The 21101-nt window shown below is 39.1% G+C and carries 17 protein-coding genes and 7 tRNA genes; 19 read left to right on the top strand and 5 right to left on the bottom strand.

Annotation, left to right across the window (positions count from 1 at the left end; translation table 11 throughout):
* The first annotated feature begins 152 nt into the window (after positions 1-152).
* The 3 genes from ybfE (at position 153) to fur (ending at position 1898) form a co-directional block, all read left to right on the top strand.
* The gene (gene ybfE, locus QSH13_RS03775) at positions 153-461 is read left to right on the top strand and encodes a LexA regulated protein (protein WP_036912278.1); all 309 of its coding nucleotides are present in this window, start codon (positions 153-155) and stop codon (positions 459-461) included.
* Between the two features lie 273 nt (positions 462-734).
* Positions 735-1262, top strand: coding sequence for a flavodoxin FldA (gene fldA, locus QSH13_RS03780; protein WP_286038840.1), 528 nt, complete (start codon positions 735-737; stop codon positions 1260-1262).
* A gap of 189 nt (positions 1263-1451) precedes the next feature.
* Complete coding sequence (gene fur, locus QSH13_RS03785; RefSeq protein WP_023581171.1) at positions 1452-1898, top strand: ferric iron uptake transcriptional regulator; 447 nt, start codon at positions 1452-1454, stop codon at positions 1896-1898.
* A gap of 85 nt (positions 1899-1983) precedes the next feature.
* Here fur and QSH13_RS03790 read toward each other — a convergent pair whose 3' ends face one another.
* The 4 genes from QSH13_RS03790 to nagE form a co-directional block, all read right to left on the bottom strand.
* Positions 1984-2823, bottom strand: coding sequence for a DUF817 domain-containing protein (locus QSH13_RS03790; RefSeq protein ID WP_286038841.1), 840 nt, complete (start codon positions 2821-2823; stop codon positions 1984-1986).
* 494 nt (positions 2824-3317) lie between these two features.
* Positions 3318-4712: a chitoporin ChiP gene (chiP, locus tag QSH13_RS03795; RefSeq protein WP_109398154.1), complete on the bottom strand. Its 1395-nt coding sequence runs from the start codon at positions 4710-4712 to the stop codon at positions 3318-3320.
* A 634-nt stretch (positions 4713-5346) separates the two neighbouring features.
* Complete coding sequence (gene glnS, locus QSH13_RS03800; RefSeq protein ID WP_109398155.1) at positions 5347-7014, bottom strand: glutamine--tRNA ligase; 1668 nt, start codon at positions 7012-7014, stop codon at positions 5347-5349.
* 197 nt (positions 7015-7211) lie between these two features.
* Positions 7212-9254 carry an N-acetylglucosamine-specific PTS transporter subunit IIBC gene (gene nagE / locus QSH13_RS03805; RefSeq protein ID WP_109406506.1) on the bottom strand — a complete coding sequence of 681 codons (2043 nt, stop codon included), beginning with the start codon at positions 9252-9254 and terminating at the stop codon, positions 7212-7214.
* A 354-nt stretch (positions 9255-9608) separates the two neighbouring features.
* On the opposite strand from nagE, the gene nagB reads away from it, so the two are divergent.
* The 13 genes from nagB to fghA all read left to right on the top strand — a co-directional run bounded on the left by nagB (position 9609) and on the right by fghA (position 16625).
* Entirely contained in the window at positions 9609-10415 is an 807-nt protein-coding gene (gene nagB, locus QSH13_RS03810; protein WP_075671607.1) for a glucosamine-6-phosphate deaminase, read from the top strand.
* A 125-nt stretch (positions 10416-10540) separates the two neighbouring features.
* Positions 10541-11701 carry an N-acetylglucosamine-6-phosphate deacetylase gene (nagA, locus tag QSH13_RS03815; protein ID WP_109406507.1) on the top strand — a complete coding sequence of 387 codons (1161 nt, stop codon included), beginning with the start codon at positions 10541-10543 and terminating at the stop codon, positions 11699-11701.
* A gap of 13 nt (positions 11702-11714) precedes the next feature.
* On the top strand, positions 11715-12947 hold the full coding sequence (gene nagC / locus QSH13_RS03820) for a DNA-binding transcriptional regulator NagC (RefSeq protein WP_109398158.1): 1233 nt from the start codon (positions 11715-11717) through the stop codon (positions 12945-12947).
* A gap of 410 nt (positions 12948-13357) precedes the next feature.
* Positions 13358-13434: transfer RNA gene (locus tag QSH13_RS03825), tRNA-Met, on the top strand.
* A gap of 7 nt (positions 13435-13441) precedes the next feature.
* Positions 13442-13526, top strand: a tRNA-Leu gene (locus QSH13_RS03830).
* 27 nt (positions 13527-13553) lie between these two features.
* Positions 13554-13628, top strand: a tRNA-Gln gene (locus QSH13_RS03835).
* 42 nt (positions 13629-13670) lie between these two features.
* Positions 13671-13745 (top strand) — tRNA-Gln (locus tag QSH13_RS03840).
* 32 nt (positions 13746-13777) lie between these two features.
* Positions 13778-13854 (top strand) — tRNA-Met (locus QSH13_RS03845).
* A 5-nt stretch (positions 13855-13859) separates the two neighbouring features.
* Positions 13860-13934 (top strand) — tRNA-Gln (locus QSH13_RS03850).
* Positions 13935-13984: 50 nt separating this feature from the next.
* A tRNA-Leu gene (locus QSH13_RS03855) sits at positions 13985-14069 on the top strand.
* 264 nt (positions 14070-14333) lie between these two features.
* A complete protein-coding gene (locus QSH13_RS03860; RefSeq protein WP_109398159.1) occupies positions 14334-14609 on the top strand; it encodes a metal/formaldehyde-sensitive transcriptional repressor in 276 nt (91 codons plus the stop codon).
* 19 nt (positions 14610-14628) lie between these two features.
* Entirely contained in the window at positions 14629-15741 is a 1113-nt protein-coding gene (locus QSH13_RS03865) for an S-(hydroxymethyl)glutathione dehydrogenase/class III alcohol dehydrogenase (RefSeq protein WP_109398160.1), read from the top strand.
* A 53-nt stretch (positions 15742-15794) separates the two neighbouring features.
* On the top strand, positions 15795-16625 hold the full coding sequence (gene fghA / locus QSH13_RS03870) for an S-formylglutathione hydrolase (protein ID WP_109406508.1): 831 nt from the start codon (positions 15795-15797) through the stop codon (positions 16623-16625).
* A gap of 52 nt (positions 16626-16677) precedes the next feature.
* On the opposite strand, the gene ubiF is transcribed toward fghA, so the two are convergent.
* Positions 16678-17865 (bottom strand): 3-demethoxyubiquinol 3-hydroxylase, encoded by a 1188-nt coding sequence (gene ubiF / locus QSH13_RS03875; protein WP_109406509.1) that lies wholly within the window; start codon positions 17863-17865, stop codon positions 16678-16680.
* Positions 17866-18070: 205 nt separating this feature from the next.
* Here ubiF and miaB point away from each other — a divergent pair, with 205 nt between their 5' ends.
* From miaB to ybeY, 3 genes are read left to right on the top strand one after another with little or no spacing between them, the layout of a single operon-like run.
* Positions 18071-19501, top strand: coding sequence for a tRNA (N6-isopentenyl adenosine(37)-C2)-methylthiotransferase MiaB (gene miaB / locus QSH13_RS03880; RefSeq protein ID WP_109398163.1), 1431 nt, complete (start codon positions 18071-18073; stop codon positions 19499-19501).
* A gap of 28 nt (positions 19502-19529) precedes the next feature.
* Entirely contained in the window at positions 19530-20591 is a 1062-nt protein-coding gene (locus QSH13_RS03885) for a PhoH family protein (RefSeq protein WP_109398164.1), read from the top strand.
* Entirely contained in the window at positions 20584-21051 is a 468-nt protein-coding gene (ybeY, locus tag QSH13_RS03890; protein ID WP_109406510.1) for an rRNA maturation RNase YbeY, read from the top strand. The genes QSH13_RS03885 and ybeY overlap by 8 nt, the downstream gene beginning before the upstream one ends.
* The last annotated feature ends 50 nt before the right edge of the window (positions 21052-21101 follow it).

Raw genomic sequence — 21101 nt, forward strand, 5'->3', positions numbered from 1 at the left:
TAATTATTGTGCTTAAAATTTGTGTCTGTTGATAAAAAGACCAAATCACAATAGGTTAAATTCAGGAAGCAGTGGCGAGACATCACTATGTGGGGTATTATTGGGCGTTTCGCAATTTAGTCATTGGTATACGCCCTTTCACAGCAAAATTTATGGCAAAAGAACAAACTGATCGCACCACACTGGATTTGTTCGCAGATGAACGCAGACCTGGGCGACCTAAAACAAACCCGCTTTCTCGGGATGAACAGCTTAGAATTAATAAACGCAATCAATTAAGACGTGATAGAGTTAATGGATTACGTCGAGTTGAGTTAAAATTAAATGAAGATGCAGTGAATGCTCTCAATGAGTTAGCGACAGAAAGAAACGTCAGTCGTAGTGAACTTATTGAAGAAATATTACTAGAGCAATTGGCGCAAAATCACGCCTTAAAAATGCATCAAAACAAGAATAGCTAGCAGATAAACCACACAAATTCGACAGAATTAGCCTGCTATTTTCGTCAAAATACATTTTTAGTTTTCTATGATGAAAACACAATGCTTATCTTTCACTAGTAATTGTTCAAACACAGACAAATATACTCTAAATATTTTGAAGTGTAGCTAGGTGACAAGTGAATGAGTCACTAGAAACATACAAAAAGTATGTAACTAGTGAGAATAGACGTAGTCAATAACGCTACAATTTGAAATATAACGAATTTAGAATAAAAGAGGTTATCTCACTTTATGGCAATCATAGGAATATTCTTCGGCAGTGATACTGGCAACACAGAAAATATTGCCAAAATGCTTCAAGAAAGACTGGGCGCTGATAATGCCGAAGTTCATGATATTGCAAAATCTAGTCAAGAAGACATCGAAGCGTTCGATATTCTGTTACTAGGTATTCCTACTTGGTATTATGGTGAAGCACAATGTGATTGGGATGACTTTTTCCCAACACTAGAAGATATTGATTTCAATGGCAAGCTTGTTGCACTATTTGGTTGTGGTGACCAAGAGGATTACGCAGAATATTTCTGTGATGCAATGGGTACTATCCGCGATATTATTGAGCCTCGTGGTGCAATTATCGTAGGACATTGGCCAACTGAAGGTTATCATTTCGAAGCCTCTAAAGGGCTTGCTGATGATAATCATTTTATCGGTCTTGCAATTGATGAAGATCGTCAACCAGAATTAACCGAAGAGCGTGTTGACGCTTGGGTTGCTCAAATCAAAGAAGAAATGAGCCTAGACGAAATTCTGGGGTAAAATAAATTCTCAATATTGAGAATGATAATTATTCAATGGTGTGCTAAGATAGTGTGATAGGTGGGGTGTTTATTTTTAAATATCATGCCTATAATCAATGAGGTTATTTATTCACCCGAGTATTAATGAATAAAACCTATTTGTGAGCACAAAAATTAAATTCACCATTAGCAACAGGATTAAATCCGCATGACCGACAATAATAAAGCGTTAAAAAATGCTGGGTTAAAAGTTACACTTCCTCGCTTAAAGATCTTGGAAGTGCTCCAGGATCCTGAGTGCCATCATGTCAGTGCTGAAGATCTCTACAAAAAACTCATCGATATCGGTGAAGAGATTGGTCTGGCTACAGTGTATCGCGTCTTAAACCAATTTGATGATGCTGGTATTGTTACCCGACATAATTTTGAAGGTGGTAAATCAGTATTTGAATTAACTCAACAACACCATCATGACCATCTAATTTGTCTTGATTGTGGTAAAGTTATCGAGTTTACAGACGATGCAATTGAATTACGCCAAAGAAACATCGCTGAACGTCATGGTATCAAACTTTCCAATCATAGCCTTTATTTATATGGCCACTGCGCTGAAGGTAATTGCAAAGAAGATAGCCATGCACATGATGAGAAATAATTCATTCTGGATAATCTCTCAGTAAAAAAAAGGAACTGTGAACAGTTCCTTTTTTATTATTCAAAATTAGGTAATATAAATATCGTTACTTCATCACACTAATACTGTGTTTGACATGTTTTAAATGCACCACAATCGTAAATGTAACAATAACCAATAGTGACCAAGAGCCCCATTTGCCTGCATGTACTGCAGACCAAGCACCAATTTGGTTAGGGTATTGCCAAACACCAAAAAATGTACCGAAATTCTCAGCAAGCCAAATAAAGAAACCTATTAGAACAAAAGCAAGTAATAAGGGCATCTTTCGCTCTGTATCATAAGGCGTAAAATAAACCACACTACGAGCGTAAAGACCTAAAATAAAGGCAGTTAAGTACCATCGATAATCACCAATAAAGTGATGAGAAAAGAAATTAATATAAATAGCAAGAGCAACAAATGTTGCCAGCCAATAAGGTGGGTAATTATCTATACGAAGTTTAAAAAAACGCCATGCTTGAATTAAATAACTTCCTACCGCAGAATACATAAATCCTGTAAACAAAGGGACTTCCCACAATTTTGTGTAAGCAAAATCAGGGTATTTCCATGAACCAATTGCCGCTGATGTTTTAAATAGCTCCATCACAAAACCAACAATGTGGAAAAAACAAATCGCTTTTAATTCATCCCATGTTTCCAACTTTCCCCACACCATCCATAATTGAAAAGCGATAGCGAGAATAAGAAGTACATCATAACGAGGTATGCCAAAAATACCGTTACTTGGTGTTGCAAATAAAATAAAAAAGAAAAATCCCGCAAATAAACAAGACCGCGCCTCTTTCACACCAAAAAAAAGAAATTCAATAATAAATCGTTTTATACCTTTAAAAGGTTTCAATGGTGGTTCTAATAAAAAATCATCCAATCGTTTTAACATGCTTCTTCCTGGAAACTTGCATTATCAAACAGCTTTTAATGCAAAATAATAAATAAGGTGAGATAAAATGAACGGCAAGAAATTTGCCATAGAATAAAAAAACGTACAAGGATGAAAAGGACGAAAAAGAAAGGAATGAAAAAATAAAGGTATTTACCCCCCACTACGATACCCACTCTGACTGCCTTTACTTAGGGTAAATACCTTACGCAAATTCTGCGAAATAACTGAAGCGCAAGAGATAAACATAACCCACTTACATTTATCTCAGACGATATGACATGACGACTTTACTTCATTACTTTTACTACAACTGCATACCACTATTTTAAAACAACTGTTTACTACTTTTACTTCAACTCTTTTGTTTCTACTTCTTAATTAACGCACCCCTACCTTTTTACGACTTATTTTATTTATCGTAATCGTATTTAATTCTTTTTAGTTTTATTTAGGATAAAGTGCAATTAATACACTTTATCCTTATGTCGATATTAGAAAATAGTGAATGGCATTATCACGTTAAACTTAACGTCTTTTTCATCTTGGAAAATATTACTAAAACCACCGTCATAACTTGGAATATCAGAGTGATTATCATAACGGGTATAGTGAAGCTTAAAGAGAGTGCCTTTAGCGCGACCTTCTTGAACCGTATACATAATATCCGCATTCCATGCACTTTCTCTAATACGCTGACCTTGGTCATAAATGGCTTTACCACTTGGCTTAGCATCCCATGCGTAAATATAAGAGGTACCTACAGCCCAACCGGATAGATCCCAGTTTTTCAGATCATACATAACGCCAGCATAAAGTGCTTTTTCTCCATTAGCGTTAAAGTCTGAACGACCATCCCACCAGATATCAAGGCGACCATTTGATGTTGCCCAACCCGGCGTCATACGTTGTAAGAAATAACCTTGATTACCTTCAGCTTTAACCCATGTTCCTTCTACTTTGAAGTCAAATACATTATAGGTATAACCAAAAGTCAGTGCTTGTAACCATGCCAGCCCATCATAAACGTCATTAACGCCACCGCCGGTCACTTTATCTTTAGCACCGTAGAATTGGTAAGACGTTCTTAATGCATTATCAGCAATTGGGAAATCATAAGAAACTTTGCCAAAATACTGATCAATATAACCATCGGCCTGACCAAATGCCGCTTCTAGTACTAGGCTATTTTTAAAATCATATTTGGCGCCGAAAGAGTGAAGATAGCTGATATTGGTTTCTAGATCCGCTTTGCGGAAGTTGTACATATTCCGATACCATGGCGCTTTATATTCATCTGTCCACATATATGAGAAAGATAATTCACCGCTTTTATCGAAATCGAAAACAGCACCCGCTTCTGCACCGCGGTAAGTTCCCGGTAAGAAGCTCCAATGTGGACGCAATAACGTTTGACCTTTAGGTTGAATATATCCCCCTTGAGCCCAGAAATTGCCTAATTTGAATTTTGCAGCCGCTTTATAAACACTTAAGCCACTGCGATCGCCAGTCCATTTTTCATCCCAGCGACTTTTAGCGTCACTAAAACCGATTTCATTAGGTGCCGCAGGGCCACTGTTATTCAATTCAGCCGCACCAAAAGCAGCTAAATCAATACCGATAAAATCACCGAGGTAACCAGATGAGAAATCTAAATTAGCGTTGAATGTAGAATGGTGTAAGTTAGCTTTGTATTTGCCGTAATCGGGGCTATTTGGTGTTAACTCTTTTCTATCACGATCACGTTGCCAATAAAAAAGACCACCCGTTAAGGTTGAGTCATCAATAAACCCTTCAGCATGAGACATTTTTGCAGGTAGTGCAGTTACAAGCAATGCGCCCATAACGGCAAGTGCCACCCTGCCTGGTTTAGCATGTTGCATAACCATAGCATTGTTCCTCTTTGACTTTGACTAAAAAAGAAATAAGCACAATGCCTATTTCCAAATATAAAACCCCAAGTGGGGAAAAAACCTAAATTAGGTTAGAAACAGCATATTTTTCGCGACGCGAATTATCAACCTAAAAAAAAGAATTTTTATCAAAATATGACAAAGGGCACATAACACAATAATCGTTTCATTTTTTTACTTTTATAAAGAGTGATTTGAAAATTTCATAATTGATTGATTTAACTCTATTTTATAAAAAAATCATTAAATGATATAAAATTTCGTTTTGACAGAAAGGAATAATAAGCAGTATTTATAAATAATCTTTTTTAACGATGTGAAATATATGGCTCGTATCACACTTTTATTATTACAGTTTTATTTAGCGTGATGGTATGAAAAAACAAAAGAATAAAGTGATAGTGAATAAATTATTTCAACTGAAATAAATGAAAATTTATCACCGAAAAAAGAGAAAATGACCAATCAATCAAATTAAGAGTAGTAAATATTTTATATCAATAGATGAAAAATCATACAAACCAAGGTGTAAAACAACTAAAAAAATGCTCGATAAATAATTACCGAGCATTTTTCATTAAAATACTAATGTGACTTAAAGTGCGTTAGATTAACCTTGCTGAGAAATCTTCGCCCAAGTGTCGCGTAAGCCTACGGTGCGGTTAAACACAAGTTTATCTGCCGTTGAAAGCTTATCAACACAGAAGTAGCCTTCACGCTCAAATTGATACGCTTTTTCAATAGCTGCATCTTTTAAGCTACGTTCAACAAAACCTTCGCGAATAACTAATGATTCAGGGTTGATTGTTGATAAGAAATCATCTTCTGCTGCTGGGTTTGGTACGCTAAATAGACGATCATAAAGACGAATTTCAGCAGGAACAGCATGTGGAATACTTACCCAGTGAATAACGCCTTTTACTTTACGTCCATCAGCAGGATCTTTATTTAAAGTCTCTGCATCATAGGTACAGTAAATAGTCGTAATTTCACCTTGCTCATCTTTTTCAACACGTTCTGCTTTAATAACATAAGCATTACGTAAACGCACTTCTTTACCTAGCACCAAACGTTTATATTGACGGTTTGCTTCTTCTTTGAAGTCAGCGCGATCAATATAGATCTCACGGCTAAATGGTACTTCACGCGTTCCCATTTCTGGTTTATTCGGGTGATTTGGTGCAACAAGAATTTCTTCACCTTCAGGCATATTTTCAATCACTAAACGAACGGGATCGATAACCGCCATTGCACGTGGTGCATTTTCGTTTAAATCATCACGAATACAAGATTCCAACGCTGCCATTTCGACGTTGTTTTCTTGTTTCGTTACACCAATACGTAGACAAAACTCACGAATAGATTCTGCAGTATAACCACGACGACGTAAGCCTGAAATCGTTGGCATACGAGGATCATCCCAACCATTGACAATGTTTTCTGTCACAAGCTGATTCAGCTTACGTTTTGACATCACTGTGTATTCAAGATTAAGACGTGAGAATTCATATTGACGAGGATGACAAGGGATAGTGATATTATCCAATACCCAATCATATAAACGACGGTTATCTTGGAACTCTAAAGTACATAAAGAATGCGTGATATTTTCCAGTGCATCAGAGATACAGTGGGTAAAATCATACATAGGATAAATGCACCATTTATTTCCAGTTTGGTGATGTTCAGCAAATTTAATACGATAAAGCACAGGATCACGCATAACAATAAACGGTGATGCCATATCAATTTTTGCACGTAAACAGGCTTTACCTTCTTCAAAACCACCAGCACGCATTTTTTCAAATAACGCTAAGTTCTCTTCTACGCTACGTGAACGATAAGGGCTGTTTTTACCTGGCTCTTTTAATGTACCGCGGTATTCACGAATTTCTTCAGCGCTTAACTCATCAACATAAGCTAAGCCTTTATTAATCAGCTCAATCGCATATTGATAAAGCTGATCAAAATAATCTGAGGAGTAATGAATGCTACCTTCCCATTGGAAACCTAACCACTGAACATCTTTTTGAATTGAGTTGATGTACTCAATATCTTCTTTTACTGGATTGGTATCATCAAAACGTAGATTACATTTTCCCTGATAATCTTTAGCAATACCAAAATTCAGGCAAATTGATTTCGCATGGCCGATATGAAGATAGCCATTAGGTTCAGGTGGGAAACGCGTATGAACGCTATCATGTTTCCCAGTAGCCAGATCTTCATCAATAATTTGACGAATAAAGTTCGTTGGGCGGGCATCTGCCTCATTCATGGTCATTTTTTCCTCAAAGCAAAACGCATAATTAACCCACTATAATCCAATAAGCAGGTTTCATAAATACCTTAGCTAAATACACCCCTGAGATATTTATCAAAATAGAGATAAAAAAACGGGAAGTTCAAAAGACTCCCCGTTTTATCGTCTTATTTAACCATCTCTTTATAGAGGATTAAATATCTATATAGAATTTATTTTATCACATTGTAGATAATGGTTTTATTTCCGACCACAACACCGGCAACGGGGTTAGCAATCTTATCAAAATCATCGATATTACTAACAATCACAGGACTTATCATCGATTTAGCATTAGCATTCAGATATTCAAGATCTAATTCTAAGATAGGTTGACCAACTTTAACCTCTGCACCTTCCTCAACTAGACGCTTGAAGCCTTTGCCACCTAACGCAACGGTATCAATTCCCATATGCACGATGATTTCAACACCATTGTCAGTCTCAATACAAAATGCGTGGTTTGTATCAAAAATCTTAACCACCGTACCTGTTGCTGGAGCCATCACGATATTAGAGGTTGGTTTAATCGCTACACCATCACCAACAACACCACTAGAGAACGCTTCATCAGGCACATCTTTCAATGCCACGACTTCACCATCAAAAGGTGCAATCATTTCAAGTAACACTTTTGCAGTTGTGTTGGCTTGTTTTACTGCTGTTTTCTCCATAGATACTGTTGAACTAGCAGGCGCTTCATAAGCCGGCACAGGGCCTTGAGTTAATACTTCACGCATAGCGTTAGCAACTAATTCAGCACGCGTACCCACAATCACTTGAACGCTTTGTTTGTTTAAACGAATAACACCTGATGCACCTAAACGTTTTGCATAGGCATCATTAACAACTGTGGCATCTTTTACATTTAAACGTAAACGGGTAATACAAGCATCAATACCGGTTAAGTTATCTGAACCACCGATAGCCGCGATATATTGACGAGCTTCTTGCTGGATACCTTCTTTACTATTTGCTGGCGCTGTTTTGACATCTTCATCATAACCATCCGCCGTTTCATCACCAACCACTTCATCTTCACGACCTGGTGTTTTCAGGTTAAATTTAGTGATAGTGAAACGGAAAATACCGTAATAGATAAAGAAGAAAACAATACCCTGAACAATCAGCATGTACCAATGAACAGCTAGTGGGTTACGTGAAGATAAGAACATATCCACTAAGCCTGCACTAAAGCCGAATCCTGAAATCCACTCCATGCTTGCCGCGATATAAACAGAAATCGCCATTAAGAATGCGTGAATAACATAAAGCACTGGTGCCACGAACATAAAGGAGAATTCAAGCGGCTCAGTAATACCGGTGAAGAATGCGGCAAACGCACCCGCCATCATAATACCAGCCACTTTTGCTTTGTGCTCTTTACGTGCGCAGTGATAAATAGCAAGAGCTGCCCCCGGTAAACCAAACATCATTACTGGGAAGAAACCTGCTTGATAACGACCTGTAACCCCCACTGTTGCTAAGCCAGAATCAATAGCTTGCTGACCTGCTAGGAAGTTAGGAATATCATTAATACCAGCAACGTCAAACCAGAATACAGAGTTCAACGCATGGTGTAAGCCCACTGGAATTAATAAACGGTTAAAGAATGCGTAAATACCCGCACCTAATGCCCCCATATCTTTAATGCTTTCACCAAAGCTGACTAATCCGCCATAAATCACAGGCCAGATATACATCAGAATAAAGGCAACGATAATCATTAAAAATGAGGTTAAGATAGGAACTAAACGGCGACCGCTAAAGAATGACAATGCGCGAGGCAATTCAACGCTACTAAAGCGATTATAAAGCTCGGCAGAAAGGACACCAACCAAGATCCCAACAAACTGGTTATTTATTTTACCAAAAGCAACGGGAACCTCTTCTAAAGGTAGGCCTTTAATCATTGACACCGCTGCTGGAGAGCAAAGTGTTGTCACGACTAAGAACCCAACAAATCCTGTTAAAGCGGCAGCACCGTCTTTGTCTTTCGACATACCATAAGCAACACCAATGGCAAACAAGACTGACATATTATCGATGATGGCAGCACCAGATTTGATAAGTAAGGCAGCAAGCGCGTTATCGCTACCCCAGCCTACTGGATCAATCCAGTAGCCAATCCCCATCAGAATTGCTGCTGCAGGTAATGTAGCAACAGGCACCATCAGCGCCCGCCCTATCTTCTGCAGATAACTTAAAATATTCACAAACTCCCCCTTGGATAGCCCCTATGCGGGATCTTATTCATACTCATTCATATTTTGTAACAAAATTGATGAGCTAATTATTTAATTCCATTTTTAGTCTAAAAAAATTATTTCGTATCGCAAATTAATTAGTCATAATTTGTGATTTGAGTCACCAATGTCGTATATTTTTTAGCTTAAATGCTAGCTAAGTCAGAAAGCTTATTTTATGATTAAAAATATCTTTTGGCGGGACATTTCGATCATCAGCTAAAAATGAAAAGAAATTCGTGTTATAGATGAGCTACTGATAATCACATGATGAAATAACACGTTACTGAATTATCAGATTTGTCTTTTTTCTATGAGGTTACTATGAGGTTAATCCCCCTATCTACGGCAAAGCAAGTTGGTAAGTGGTCTGCAAATTACATCGTTGAGAAAATCAACGCATTTAATCCAACGGCAGAACGCCCTTTCGTACTTGGTTTACCGACTGGTGGCACGCCATTGGCGACATATAAAGAGTTAATTGAATTACATCGTGCAGGAAAAGTTAGCTTCCAACACGTTGTGACGTTCAATATGGATGAATATGTTGGTATTCCATCTGACCATTCACAAAGTTATCGTACTTTTATGTATGAAAACTTCTTTAATCATATTGATATTAAAGATGAAAATATCAATTTATTAAACGGCAATGCAGAAGATCCACAAGCTGAATGCGAACGTTATGAGGCTAAAATCAAGTCTTATGGCAAAATCAATTTATTTATGGGCGGTGTAGGTAACGACGGTCACATTGCATTTAATGAACCCGCGTCATCACTCTCTTCACGCACTCGTATGAAAACGCTAACTGAAGATACACGCTTAGCAAATTCACGTTTCTTCGATAATAATGTCAATCATGTTCCTAAATATGCACTGACAGTTGGTGTAGGCACATTATTAGATGCTGAAGAATTGATGATTTTGGCAACTGGTTTTAATAAAGCACAAGCCGTACATGCAGCAACAGAAGGCGCTGTTAACCATTTATGGACGATTTCCTGTGTTCAACTTCACCCTAAAGCAATTTTAGTGTGTGACGATCCAGCAACAATGGAATTACGAGTAAAAACATTGCGTTATTTCCAACAAATTGAAGCGCAAGAGTGTCAGAAATACCAAGACTAAGTTTAGTAAAATTAAGTACCTACTGATTAAGTAGCGGAAAAGGCTAAACTCTCTTACTTATCAGCCAGAATTTGCTGGCTGATATCGGCTTTTTAGATTGACTTCCCTTATCAGGAGACAAAGGTATGTTTGCCTTAACAAATGCTGTTATTTATACAGGTTACGACCGTTTAGAAAACCACGCCATTATTATTAACGGCGCCCATATTGAGCAGGTTTGCCCACAGGATCAACTGCCAAAAGATATTACTGTTCGTGATATGAAAGGGGCAATTGTCTCTCCCGGCTTTATCGATTTACAGGTTAATGGTTGTGGTGGTGTACAATTTAATGACACACCTGAAAATGTTACTGTTGAAACGTTAGAAATTATGCAAAAGGCGAATGAACGTTTAGGTTGCACTAGCTATTTGCCAACGCTAATTACCTGTTCTGATGAATTGATGAAAATAGGCATTGAAGCAACTCGTGCTTATATGAAGAAACATAAAAATAAAGTATTGGGATTACATTTAGAAGGTCCTTATATCAACGTGATTAAAAAAGGAACTCATGATCCACAATTCATTCGTCAACCAAGTGCTCAGATGATTAACTATTTGTGCGATAATGCTGATGTCATCGCCAAAATCACTCTTGCGCCAGAAATGGTTGATGAAAAGTATGTTCGTCAATTAATCAAAGCAGGTATCATTGTTTCTGCGGGTCATTCCAATTCAACTTATGAAGAAGCACGTAAAGGATTCCGTAATGGTATCTCATTATCGACTCACCTTTACAATGCAATGCCTTATATTACAGGCAGAGGCCCTGGGCTTGTTGGCGCCATTTATGATACACCAGAGGTTTATGCTGGTATCATTGCCGATGGTTTACATGTTTCATGGGCAAATATTCGTAACAGTAAGCGTTTAAAAGGTGAAAAATTACTTTTAGTCACAGACGCAACTGCGCCAGCAGGACTTGATCCTAATAAAAATGAGATGGATAGTTTCGATTTTGCCGGTAAAACCATATATTATCGTAATGGCCTTTGTGTCGATGCGGATGGCACATTAAGTGGATCATCACTGACCATGATTGATGCAATCAAAAATAGTGTAATCCACGTAGGTATTCCATTAGATGAAACATTGCGGATGGCAACACTTTATCCTGCTCGTGCAATTGGAATAGAAAAAGAATTGGGAACAATTGAAGCTGGAAAAATTGCTAATCTCGCTTCTTTTGACAACGATTTCAACCTTTGTACAACGTTTGTCAATGGTATCGAAATAACTGAATAACTAATGGATGTATATGCTGATGAGTCATAACAACACTGAAACGCAAATTGGCAATATCGATCTTGTTAAACAACTTAACAGTGCGATTGTGTATCGACTGATTGATCAACACGGGCCGATTTCCCGTATCCAAATAGCCGAACAAAGCCAACTAGCGCCAGCCAGTGTGACTAAAATTACTCGTCAGTTGCTTGAGCGAGGCTTAATCAAAGAAGTTGATCAACAAGCATCAACTGGTGGACGTCGTGCAATTTCTATTATTGTTGAACACCGCAATTTTAATACAGTCAGTGTACGATTGGGTCGTAATGATGCTACTGTCGCGCTTTACGACCTAAGCGGTAAAGTCATTATCGAGCAACACTACCCGTTAGAACAGAGCACTCAAAATGAAGTTGAAGCCCTGCTTATCAATGCAATTGATGATTTTATTAAGCAAAATCAACGCCGCATTCGTGAGCTTATTTCAATTTCCGTGATCTTACCCGGTCTTGTTGATCCCAATAAAGGCATTGTTCGTTATATGCCTCATATGAAAGTAGATAATTGGGCTCTGGTCAATAGCTTAGAAAAACGCTTTAATCTGCCTTGTTATGCTGGACATGATATTCGAAGCCTTGCACTAGCTGAAAATTATTTTGGTGCGACACGAGATTGTGAAGACTCGTTACTAGTCCGTATCCATCGTGGTGCTGGTGCTGGTGTTATTATTAATAATAAAATTCTACTCAACCAACGTGGTAATTTAGGGGAGATTGGTCATATTCAAATCGATCCTCTAGGTGAACGTTGCCATTGTGGCAATTTTGGTTGTTTAGAAACGATTGCATCCAATACTGCTATCGAAGCCAGAGTGCGCTATCAATTAGAGCAAGGCTATCCGAGCCAGTATTTATCGCCAACGCAGTGCCAAATCCAAGATATTTGTCGAGCTGCCGTTAAAAATGACCCTCTAGCAGTCGAAACCATCAAACAAGTGGGTTTACATTTAGGTAAAGCGATTGCGATCGCAATTAACCTATTTAACCCACAAAAAGTAGTTTTGGCGGGTGAATTAACTGAAGCGGCTGAAGTTTTACTTCCCTCAATTCAAAGTTGTATTAATACACAAGTATTAAAAGAATTCAGAGAAGATCTTCCTATTGTCATATCAGAGCTTGATCATCGTTCTGCCATAGGGGCTTTTGCTTTGGCTAAACGCGCAATGCTTAACGGAGAATTGCTTCAACAGCTATTAGAAAAGTAGTTTATTGTCGATAAATTATACTTTCTGAGTTGAATTTATACTTTTCTGATTTTAATTGTAAAATGAGTCTAAAATTCAATCAGTAATATTCAAAGAAAAAGAAATGTTGCGTGAATTTCGCGTTACATTTCTTTTTTTATCCCCATTGTTCTTCATCTTTTTCCTCTTTAACTTAATATCCTTTCTCTTACTGCTTTGTTTTTTCTTTTTATTCATACACTATTGCGCCTTATACTTTGAGATATTTTTCATCAATAAGGTTGTTTTTTGGATCTTTTTTCGACAAAATGATTAACCATCGAGCAAACGGACACGTTTCTCGAAAATTAATGCAAAAAGCAGTTGACGGATTTGTCTGTAATACGCATAATGCGCCCCGCAACGCCGACGAAGGTTATGCAAAAAAAGATGGCTATGTAGCTCAGCTGGTTAGAGCACAACACTCATAATGTTGGGGTCACAGGTTCGAATCCCGTCATAGCCACCATCTTTTTGCGGGAGTGGCGAAATTGGTAGACGCACCAGATTTAGGTTCTGGCGCCGCAAGGTGTGCGAGTTCAAGTCTCGCCTCCCGCACCATTTAAACTTCGTCAAGAATTTATCAGTTGGGATATCGCCAAGCGGTAAGGCACCAGGTTTTGATCCTGGCATTCCCAGGTTCGAATCCTGGTATCCCAGCCATTTTTCTGATAAATATAGTGTGTTGACAATTGAATTAGCGGATGGGGTATCGCCAAGCGGTAAGGCACCAGGTTTTGATCCTGGCATTCCCAGGTTCGAATCCTGGTACCCCAGCCATCTTTCAAAGGAAAGATAGCTAGATTCAATACGGCTATGTAGCTCAGCTGGTTAGAGCACAACACTCATAATGTTGGGGTCACAGGTTCGAATCCCGTCATAGCCACCATTTTTTGGGATATCGCCAAGCGGTAAGGCACCAGGTTTTGATCCTGGCATTCCCAGGTTCGAATCCTGGTATCCCAGCCATATTTTGAAAGAGAGACTCGCAGAGCGAGTCTTTTTTTCTCCAAGTTGTTGCGGGAGTGGCGAAATTGGTAGACGCACCAGATTTAGGTTCTGGCGCCGCAAGGTGTGCGAGTTCAAGTCTCGCCTCCCGCACCATTGATTACTAACGTGTTTATCACGAAATCAACAGATAAGACTCGCAATAGCGGGTCTTTTTTGTTTTTATCTCTTTAAATTTCCAATCTATTCTCTAAATATCATTTCTCTTCCCTTCTTTTCTTATTCCTCAGCACCCAAGAACTAGGCTCTTCCACATCATTATTTTTTTACTTATTCTCATCTCGACACACTTTATTTATCTCTCTGTACATATATCCCTCTAAATACTATACTCCCCCATAGTATATTTAAGGACTCTGTATGCCACACTCACCAGCAGAAAAAAAAGCCGCGTTGACTCGCGTAAGAAAAATTAAAGGACAGCTTCTTGCATTGGAAACTGCACTTGAAAAAGAAAATGAATGCAGTCAGGTATTACAACAAATTGCCGCCATCAGAGGTGCGATAAACGGTCTGATGGCCGGTGTACTCGAAAGTCATTTACGTGAAGGTCTTATGGATGCCGTCGCTTCTCCTGAAGATCAAAAAAATTCCGTTGATGATGCCATTTCACTTATCCGCACTTACCTGCGTTAATAACAAAAAAGGATACACCATGAAATCTCGTGCCGCGGTCGCATTTGGGCCAGGAGAACCTTTAAAAATCGTTGAAGTTGATGTCATGCCACCTCAAGCGGGTGAAGTGCTCATTAAAATTAGTCACACAGGTGTATGCCATACAGACGCATTCACACTTTCTGGTGATGATCCTGAAGGTGTATTCCCTGCTATTCTTGGCCATGAAGGTGCAGGAGTAGTTGTCGAAGTCGGTGAAGGTGTCACTAGTGTTAAACCAGGCGATCACGTTATTCCTCTGTATACCGCTGAATGTGGCGAATGTCTATTCTGTAAATCAGGCAAAACAAACTTATGTGTTGCAGTCAGAGCAACGCAAGGTAAAGGTTTAATGCCAGATGGAACAACTCGTTTTTCTTATAACGGACAGCCCATTTATCACTATATGGGATGCTCTACTTTTAGCGAATACACAGTGGTGGCTGAAGTTTCTCTGGCAAAAATTAATCCAGAAGCCAATCACGAAGAAGTTTGTTTATTAGGTTGTGGCGTAACAACAGGTATTGGCGCGGTTCACAATACAGCAAAAGTGCAAGAAGGTGATTCTGTTGCTGTATTTGGTTTAGGAGGCATTGGTCTTGCCGTTCTTCAAGGCGCAAGACAAGCTAAAGCGGGTCGTATTTTTGCTATCGATACCAATCCTGAAAAATTTGCATTAGCACGCCAATTTGGTGCAACAGATTGCTTAAATCCTAATGACTACGACAAGCCCATTCAGCAAGTACTTATTGAAATGACACAATGGGGTGTTGATCATACTTTTGAATGCATTGGTAACGTTAATGTCATGAGAGCAGCATTAGAAAGTGCACATCGTGGCTGGGGGCAATCCATTATTATTGGTGTTGCAGGTGCAGGACAAGAGATCTCAACCCGTCCATTCCAATTAGTGACTGGACGTTCGTGGAAAGGTACAGCTTTTGGTGGTGTTAAAGGTCGTAGCCAATTACCTGATATGGTTGAGGATGCGATGAAAGGCAATATCGAACTTAAGCCTTTTGTTACTCATAAACTGCCGTTAGAAAAAATTAATGAAGCTTTTGATTTAATGCACGAAGGTAAATCAATCCGAACCGTTATTCATTTCGATTAATCATCATCAAACCTATGTCTCATAGGTTTGTCTTTGCTTTTAAAGGAGTCAAAATGGAAAGGATTGAACGTCATGCCTGTTTTGGTGGTTGGCAAGAAGTCTATCAACATACATCAACGACGTTAAATTGTGAGATGAAATTTGCTATCTATCTTCCTCCTATGGAAGAAGAGCAAAAATACCCTGTTTTATATTGGTTATCAGGCTTAACCTGTAACGAGCAAAATTTTATTACTAAATCAGGCGCTCAGCAATTTGCCGCGCAACATGGCATTATTTTAGTTGTACCCGATACTAGCCCTCGCGGTGAAAATGTCGCTGATGATAGTGCTTATGATTTAGGGCAAGGCGCAGGGTTTTACCTCAATGCGACTCAATCGCCATGGAATACTCATTACAATATGTATGATTACATTGTAGATGAACTTCCTGCACTAATAGAAACGCATTTTCCAGTGACTTATGAACGTGCCATTAGTGGGCATTCGATGGGGGGACATGGCGCATTAATGATTGGACTGCGAAATTCAGAGCGCTATCGCAGTGTATCAGCGTTTTCTCCGATCGTAGCACCATCAGTTGTTCCTTGGGGTAAAAAAGCGTTTAGCGCTTATTTAGGCGATGATACAGCACAATGGCAACAATATGATACGGTGGCATTGATTAACCAAGCAGAAAGTGTGTTACCTATACGCATTGATGTCGGACTCGATGATCCTTTCTATCAAGAGCAACTGAAACCTGAATTATTTGCACAAGCTTGTGATAGAAAACAATTCTCTTATCAATTGAATTTACATCAAGGGTACGATCACAGTTACTATTTTGTGGCGAGTTTTATTGGTGAGCATATTGCTTTTCATGCCAAGCAGTTAAAAGCGTAATAATAATGCGATGATCTTATTGCTGATATTCCCCAGATCATCGCATTTCTAGTTACTTAATACCTAACGCATAACGTAGAGCAGCTTCTTTCACTTTTCCTGCATGTTGAGCAGCTAAAAGGCCGATATTTCTTACGACTTTTAAACCCGGTAATTGGTGGCTAAAAGCGTGATAAAATACGTCCATACCCGCTTGCATGACTAAATTATCAGGCATACGACGACGCTGATATTTCTTCAATACCGCCATTGAATCCCAAGGCTCAAAATGTTTTTTGGCATCAGCCACTAAGTCTAAGAAACAATCCACATCACGGTAACCTAAATTAACGCCCTGTCCTGCTAACGGATTGATGGTGTGAGCCGCATCGCCCAACAAAATAACACCTTTATCAACATAACGGCTTGCATGTTGACGCGTTAATGGGAATGAGCCTGCAGCAATAGGCGTTACCTTACCCAATCGCTCAGGAAAAGCATGTTGAATTTCTTTTTCTAACTGCGTCATCGACATATTTTGCAGTTTTCTAATTCTGTCAGGCGAGTCATACCAAACCAAACAGGCCCAATTATCAAAAAGGGGTAAATAAGCACGGGGCCCTGAGGGGTAAAAACGTTGCCATGTTCCCTTTTCAGGAGGTAACTCTGTTTTCACCGTGATCAGCATACAAGATTGACGATATTGCCAACCATTGCTACCAATACCCGCAAATTGGCGAACTTGAGAGTTCGCACCATCTGCACCTACCACTAAATTTGTAGTCACTTCATTGCCATCAGAAAGTGTTACTTTCCATTTATTATCTAAATACGTCATTTTACTTAGACTATTTGGACATAATAAAGTGATATTGCTATAACGTTCAGCCTCTTGCCAAAGGGCTAATTGCAAAATTCGGTTTTCAACCATATAGCCTAATTCAGGTAAACCTAAGCTTTTAGCATCAAAAACCACATGGGCATTCTCTTCTTCCCATGTTTCTAAGGTAAGATAAGGTGCAGAACGCATAGCTAAAACATGTTGCCATGCACCTAATTGTTTTAATAGACTAACGGACGCGCAACTAATCGCAGAAATACGGATATCAGGATGAGATGACGCATCAAAAGGTGCAGGAGACTGTCGTTCAATCATTGCAACACGCAATCCTTCTTGCGCCAGCCCAATTGCAACAGCAGCGCCAATCATCCCGCCACCCGCGATGATTGCATCAAAATCGTTTTTTACATTACTCATCATTGTTATGCCATAACTCATTACTTTAAATAATAGGTAAGCGCTGTTTCAATTTATTTCTATTAAACTAAACGCCATAGATAATTAGCGCCGACTTGCTCTAGTCACTGACCACACAAATGACTACAATAACCACCTTATTGGCTTATTACACGCAACGTTTTCCAATGATTAGCTATTGTCTCACTGAAAATACCGGATTTACACAATGTCGACGATAAAAAAACTGTACATTAAAACTTGGGGCTGTCAGATGAATGAGTACGATTCATCCAAAATGGCAGACCTACTCGAAAGCACCCACGGTTATCAGTTAACCGATGTCGCCGAAGATGCGGACATTCTACTGCTAAATACCTGTTCTATCCGTGAGAAAGCACAAGAAAAAGTCTTTCATCAGTTAGGACGTTGGAAATATTTCAAAGATAATAAACCCGATATTATCATTGGCGTCGGCGGTTGTGTTGCATCTCAAGAAGGTGAATACATCCGTCAACGCGCGCAGTGTGTCGATATTATCTTCGGGCCACAAACCTTACACCGTTTGCCTGAAATGATTAATCAGGTTAAAGGGACTAAAAGCCCTGTTGTCGATATCAGCTTCCCTGAAATCGAAAAATTTGACCGTTTACCAGAACCACGTGCTGAAGGCCCTTCTGCTTTCGTTTCCATCATGGAAGGCTGTAACAAATACTGCTCTTTCTGCGTAGTGCCTTACACACGTGGTGAAGAAGTTAGCCGTCCTTGTGATGATGTACTATTTGAAATTGCTCAATTAGCTGCACAAGGTGTACGAGAAGTAAACTTGTTAGGTCAAAACGTTAACGCCTATCGTGGTGCTACTTTTGATGGTCAGATCTGTAGCTTTGCTGAATTAATTCGCTTAGTCGCTGCAATTGACGGTATTGACCGCATTCGCTTTACTACCAGTCACCCTATCGAATTTACTGACGATATTGTTGCGGTTTATGAAGATACACCAGAATTAGTCAGCTATTTACACTTGCCTGTGCAAAGTGGTTCTGACCGCATTCTAACATTAATGAAGCGTAACCATACTGCACTTGAATATAAGAGCATCATTCGCAAATTACGCAAAGCTCGTCCTGATATTCTGATAAGTTCAGACTTTATCATTGGTTTTCCGGGTGAAACTCAAGACGACTTTGAAAAAACCATGCAATTAATTGCGGATGTTAATTTTGATATGAGCTTTAGTTTCATCTATTCAGCACGTCCAGGTACACCAGCCGCTGATTTACCTGATGACGTCACTGAAGATGAGAAGAAACAACGTTTATATCTACTACAACAGCGCATCAATCAACAAGCGATGAACTTTAGCCGTGCAATGTTAAACACCGTACAGCGTATTCTAGTAGAAGGGCCTTCACGTAAAAATGTGATGGAGCTTTCTGGCCGTACTGAAAATAACCGAGTGGTTAATTTTGAAGGCACACCAGATATGATTGGTAAGTTCGTTGATGTTGAGATTGTTGACGTTTATGCCAATTCACTACGTGGTAAAGTCGTTAGAACGGAAGATCAAATGGATTTACGTATTCACGAATCTCCAGAATCCGTCATTGCACGTACACGTAAAGAAGATGAATTAGGAGTCGGTGTTTACCAACCTTAATTGATCAGATTTAACAAAAGGATAATCAGTGACAGTAATAGCACATGCACAGGTAGCGACCCAAGAAATCTTCTTAGAGCCAGCTGACAATGCCCGTTTAATGAGCCTATGTGGTCCATTTGACGATAATATTAAGCAACTTGAGCGCCGTTTAGGTATCGAGATTAATCATCGTGATAACCGTTTTAAACTCACGGGAAAATCATTGTGTGTCAATGCGGCTGCAGGAATTTTACGTCGCCTGTATGTGGAAACCTCGCCAATTAAAGGCGTGATCCCCGATATCGACCCTGAACAAATTCACCTTGCAATCAAAGAAAGCCGTGTGCTTGAGCAAAGTGATGAGCATGTTCCTGAATTTGGGAAATCAACCAATATTCGGACTAAACGAGGTGTAATAAAACCTCGTACACCCAATCAGGCGCAGTATATTGCCAATATCCAAACCCATGATATTACGTTTGGTATTGGACCTGCAGGTACAGGTAAAACCTATCTAGCTGTTGCTGCTGCTGTGGATGCCCTTGAGCGCCAAGAAGTACGTCGTATTCTGTTAACACGTCCAGCCGTTGAAGCAGGTGAGAAACTAGGCTTTTTACCGGGTGACCTCAGTCAAAAAGTCGATCCTTATTTGCGACCACTTTATGATGCGTTATTTGAGATGTTGGGTTTTGAAAAAGTTGAGAAACTAATAGAGCGTAATGTTATCGAAGTCGCCCCTCTCGCTTATATGCGTGGGCGTACACTTAATGATGCTTTTATTATTCTCGATGAAAGTCAAAACACCACTATTGAACAGATGAAAATGTTCTTAACGCGTATTGGTTTTAACTCTAAAGCAGTTATCACTGGGGATATTACCCAGATTGACCTGCCAAGAGGCAATAAATCAGGCTTACGTCATGCCATTGAAGTGTTATCTGATGTAAATGACTTAAGTTTTAACTTTTTCCACAGTGAAGACGTTGTTCGCCATCCAGTGGTTGCCAAAATTGTTATCGCCTATGAAGCTTGGGAAACGGAAGATCAAAAACGCCGCCAAGCTATCAAAGCAGAAAAAGAGAAGCTTCAGAGAGATAATCATGAGTGAAGTTATCCTTGATTTACAAGTAGCAAGTGAAAATGCACAAGGGCTTCCTACCGAAGCCCAATTTATGACATGGTTAGAAGCGGTATTACCGCAATTTCAACCGGTAAGTGAAGTGACTATTCGTATTGTTGATGAAGCAGAAAGTCACGAACTAAATCTCACTTATCGAGGAAAAGATAAACCAACTAATGTGCTTTCTTTTCCCTTTGAGGCTCCACCTGAAGTTGAATTGCCTCTCTTGGGAGATTTGATTATTTGCCGTCAAGTGGTAGAAAAAGAGGCGGCTGAACAGAGTAAGACTGTTGAAGAACACTGGGCACACATGGTTATTCATGGATGTCTGCATCTTTTAGGTTATGATCATATTGAAGATGATGAAGCCGAAGAAATGGAAGGTTTAGAGACAGAAATCTTACAAAATTTAGGTTATGCAGATCCCTATTTAATTGAAAAAGAGTAACAGTTCTCTTATTTTTATGATAAATACTATATCTAATTAACCATTCAATG

Source organism: Proteus faecis (assembly GCF_030286765.1).
GTDB lineage: Bacteria > Pseudomonadota > Gammaproteobacteria > Enterobacterales > Enterobacteriaceae > Proteus > Proteus faecis.

What these genes read in the sequence shown, in the direction of transcription:
- ybeY (WP_109406510.1), top strand. Translation starts at nt 20,584, where the DNA reads ATGAGTGAAGTTATCCTTGATTTACAAGTAGCAAGTGAAAATGCACAA.
- ybfE (WP_036912278.1), top strand. Translation starts at nt 153, where the DNA reads ATGGCAAAAGAACAAACTGATCGCACCACACTGGATTTGTTCGCAGAT.
- QSH13_RS03865 (WP_109398160.1), top strand. Translation starts at nt 14,629, where the DNA reads ATGAAATCTCGTGCCGCGGTCGCATTTGGGCCAGGAGAACCTTTAAAA.
- glnS (WP_109398155.1), bottom strand. Translation starts at nt 7,014, where the DNA reads ATGAATGAGGCAGATGCCCGCCCAACGAACTTTATTCGTCAAATTATT.
- fldA (WP_286038840.1), top strand. Translation starts at nt 735, where the DNA reads ATGGCAATCATAGGAATATTCTTCGGCAGTGATACTGGCAACACAGAA.
- QSH13_RS03860 (WP_109398159.1), top strand. Translation starts at nt 14,334, where the DNA reads ATGCCACACTCACCAGCAGAAAAAAAAGCCGCGTTGACTCGCGTAAGA.
- nagB (WP_075671607.1), top strand. Translation starts at nt 9,609, where the DNA reads ATGAGGTTAATCCCCCTATCTACGGCAAAGCAAGTTGGTAAGTGGTCT.
- chiP (WP_109398154.1), bottom strand. Translation starts at nt 4,712, where the DNA reads ATGGTTATGCAACATGCTAAACCAGGCAGGGTGGCACTTGCCGTTATG.
- fur (WP_023581171.1), top strand. Translation starts at nt 1,452, where the DNA reads ATGACCGACAATAATAAAGCGTTAAAAAATGCTGGGTTAAAAGTTACA.
- miaB (WP_109398163.1), top strand. Translation starts at nt 18,071, where the DNA reads ATGTCGACGATAAAAAAACTGTACATTAAAACTTGGGGCTGTCAGATG.
- nagA (WP_109406507.1), top strand. Translation starts at nt 10,541, where the DNA reads ATGTTTGCCTTAACAAATGCTGTTATTTATACAGGTTACGACCGTTTA.
- fghA (WP_109406508.1), top strand. Translation starts at nt 15,795, where the DNA reads ATGGAAAGGATTGAACGTCATGCCTGTTTTGGTGGTTGGCAAGAAGTC.
- QSH13_RS03790 (WP_286038841.1), bottom strand. Translation starts at nt 2,823, where the DNA reads ATGTTAAAACGATTGGATGATTTTTTATTAGAACCACCATTGAAACCT.
- ubiF (WP_109406509.1), bottom strand. Translation starts at nt 17,865, where the DNA reads ATGATGAGTAATGTAAAAAACGATTTTGATGCAATCATCGCGGGTGGC.
- nagC (WP_109398158.1), top strand. Translation starts at nt 11,715, where the DNA reads ATGCTGATGAGTCATAACAACACTGAAACGCAAATTGGCAATATCGAT.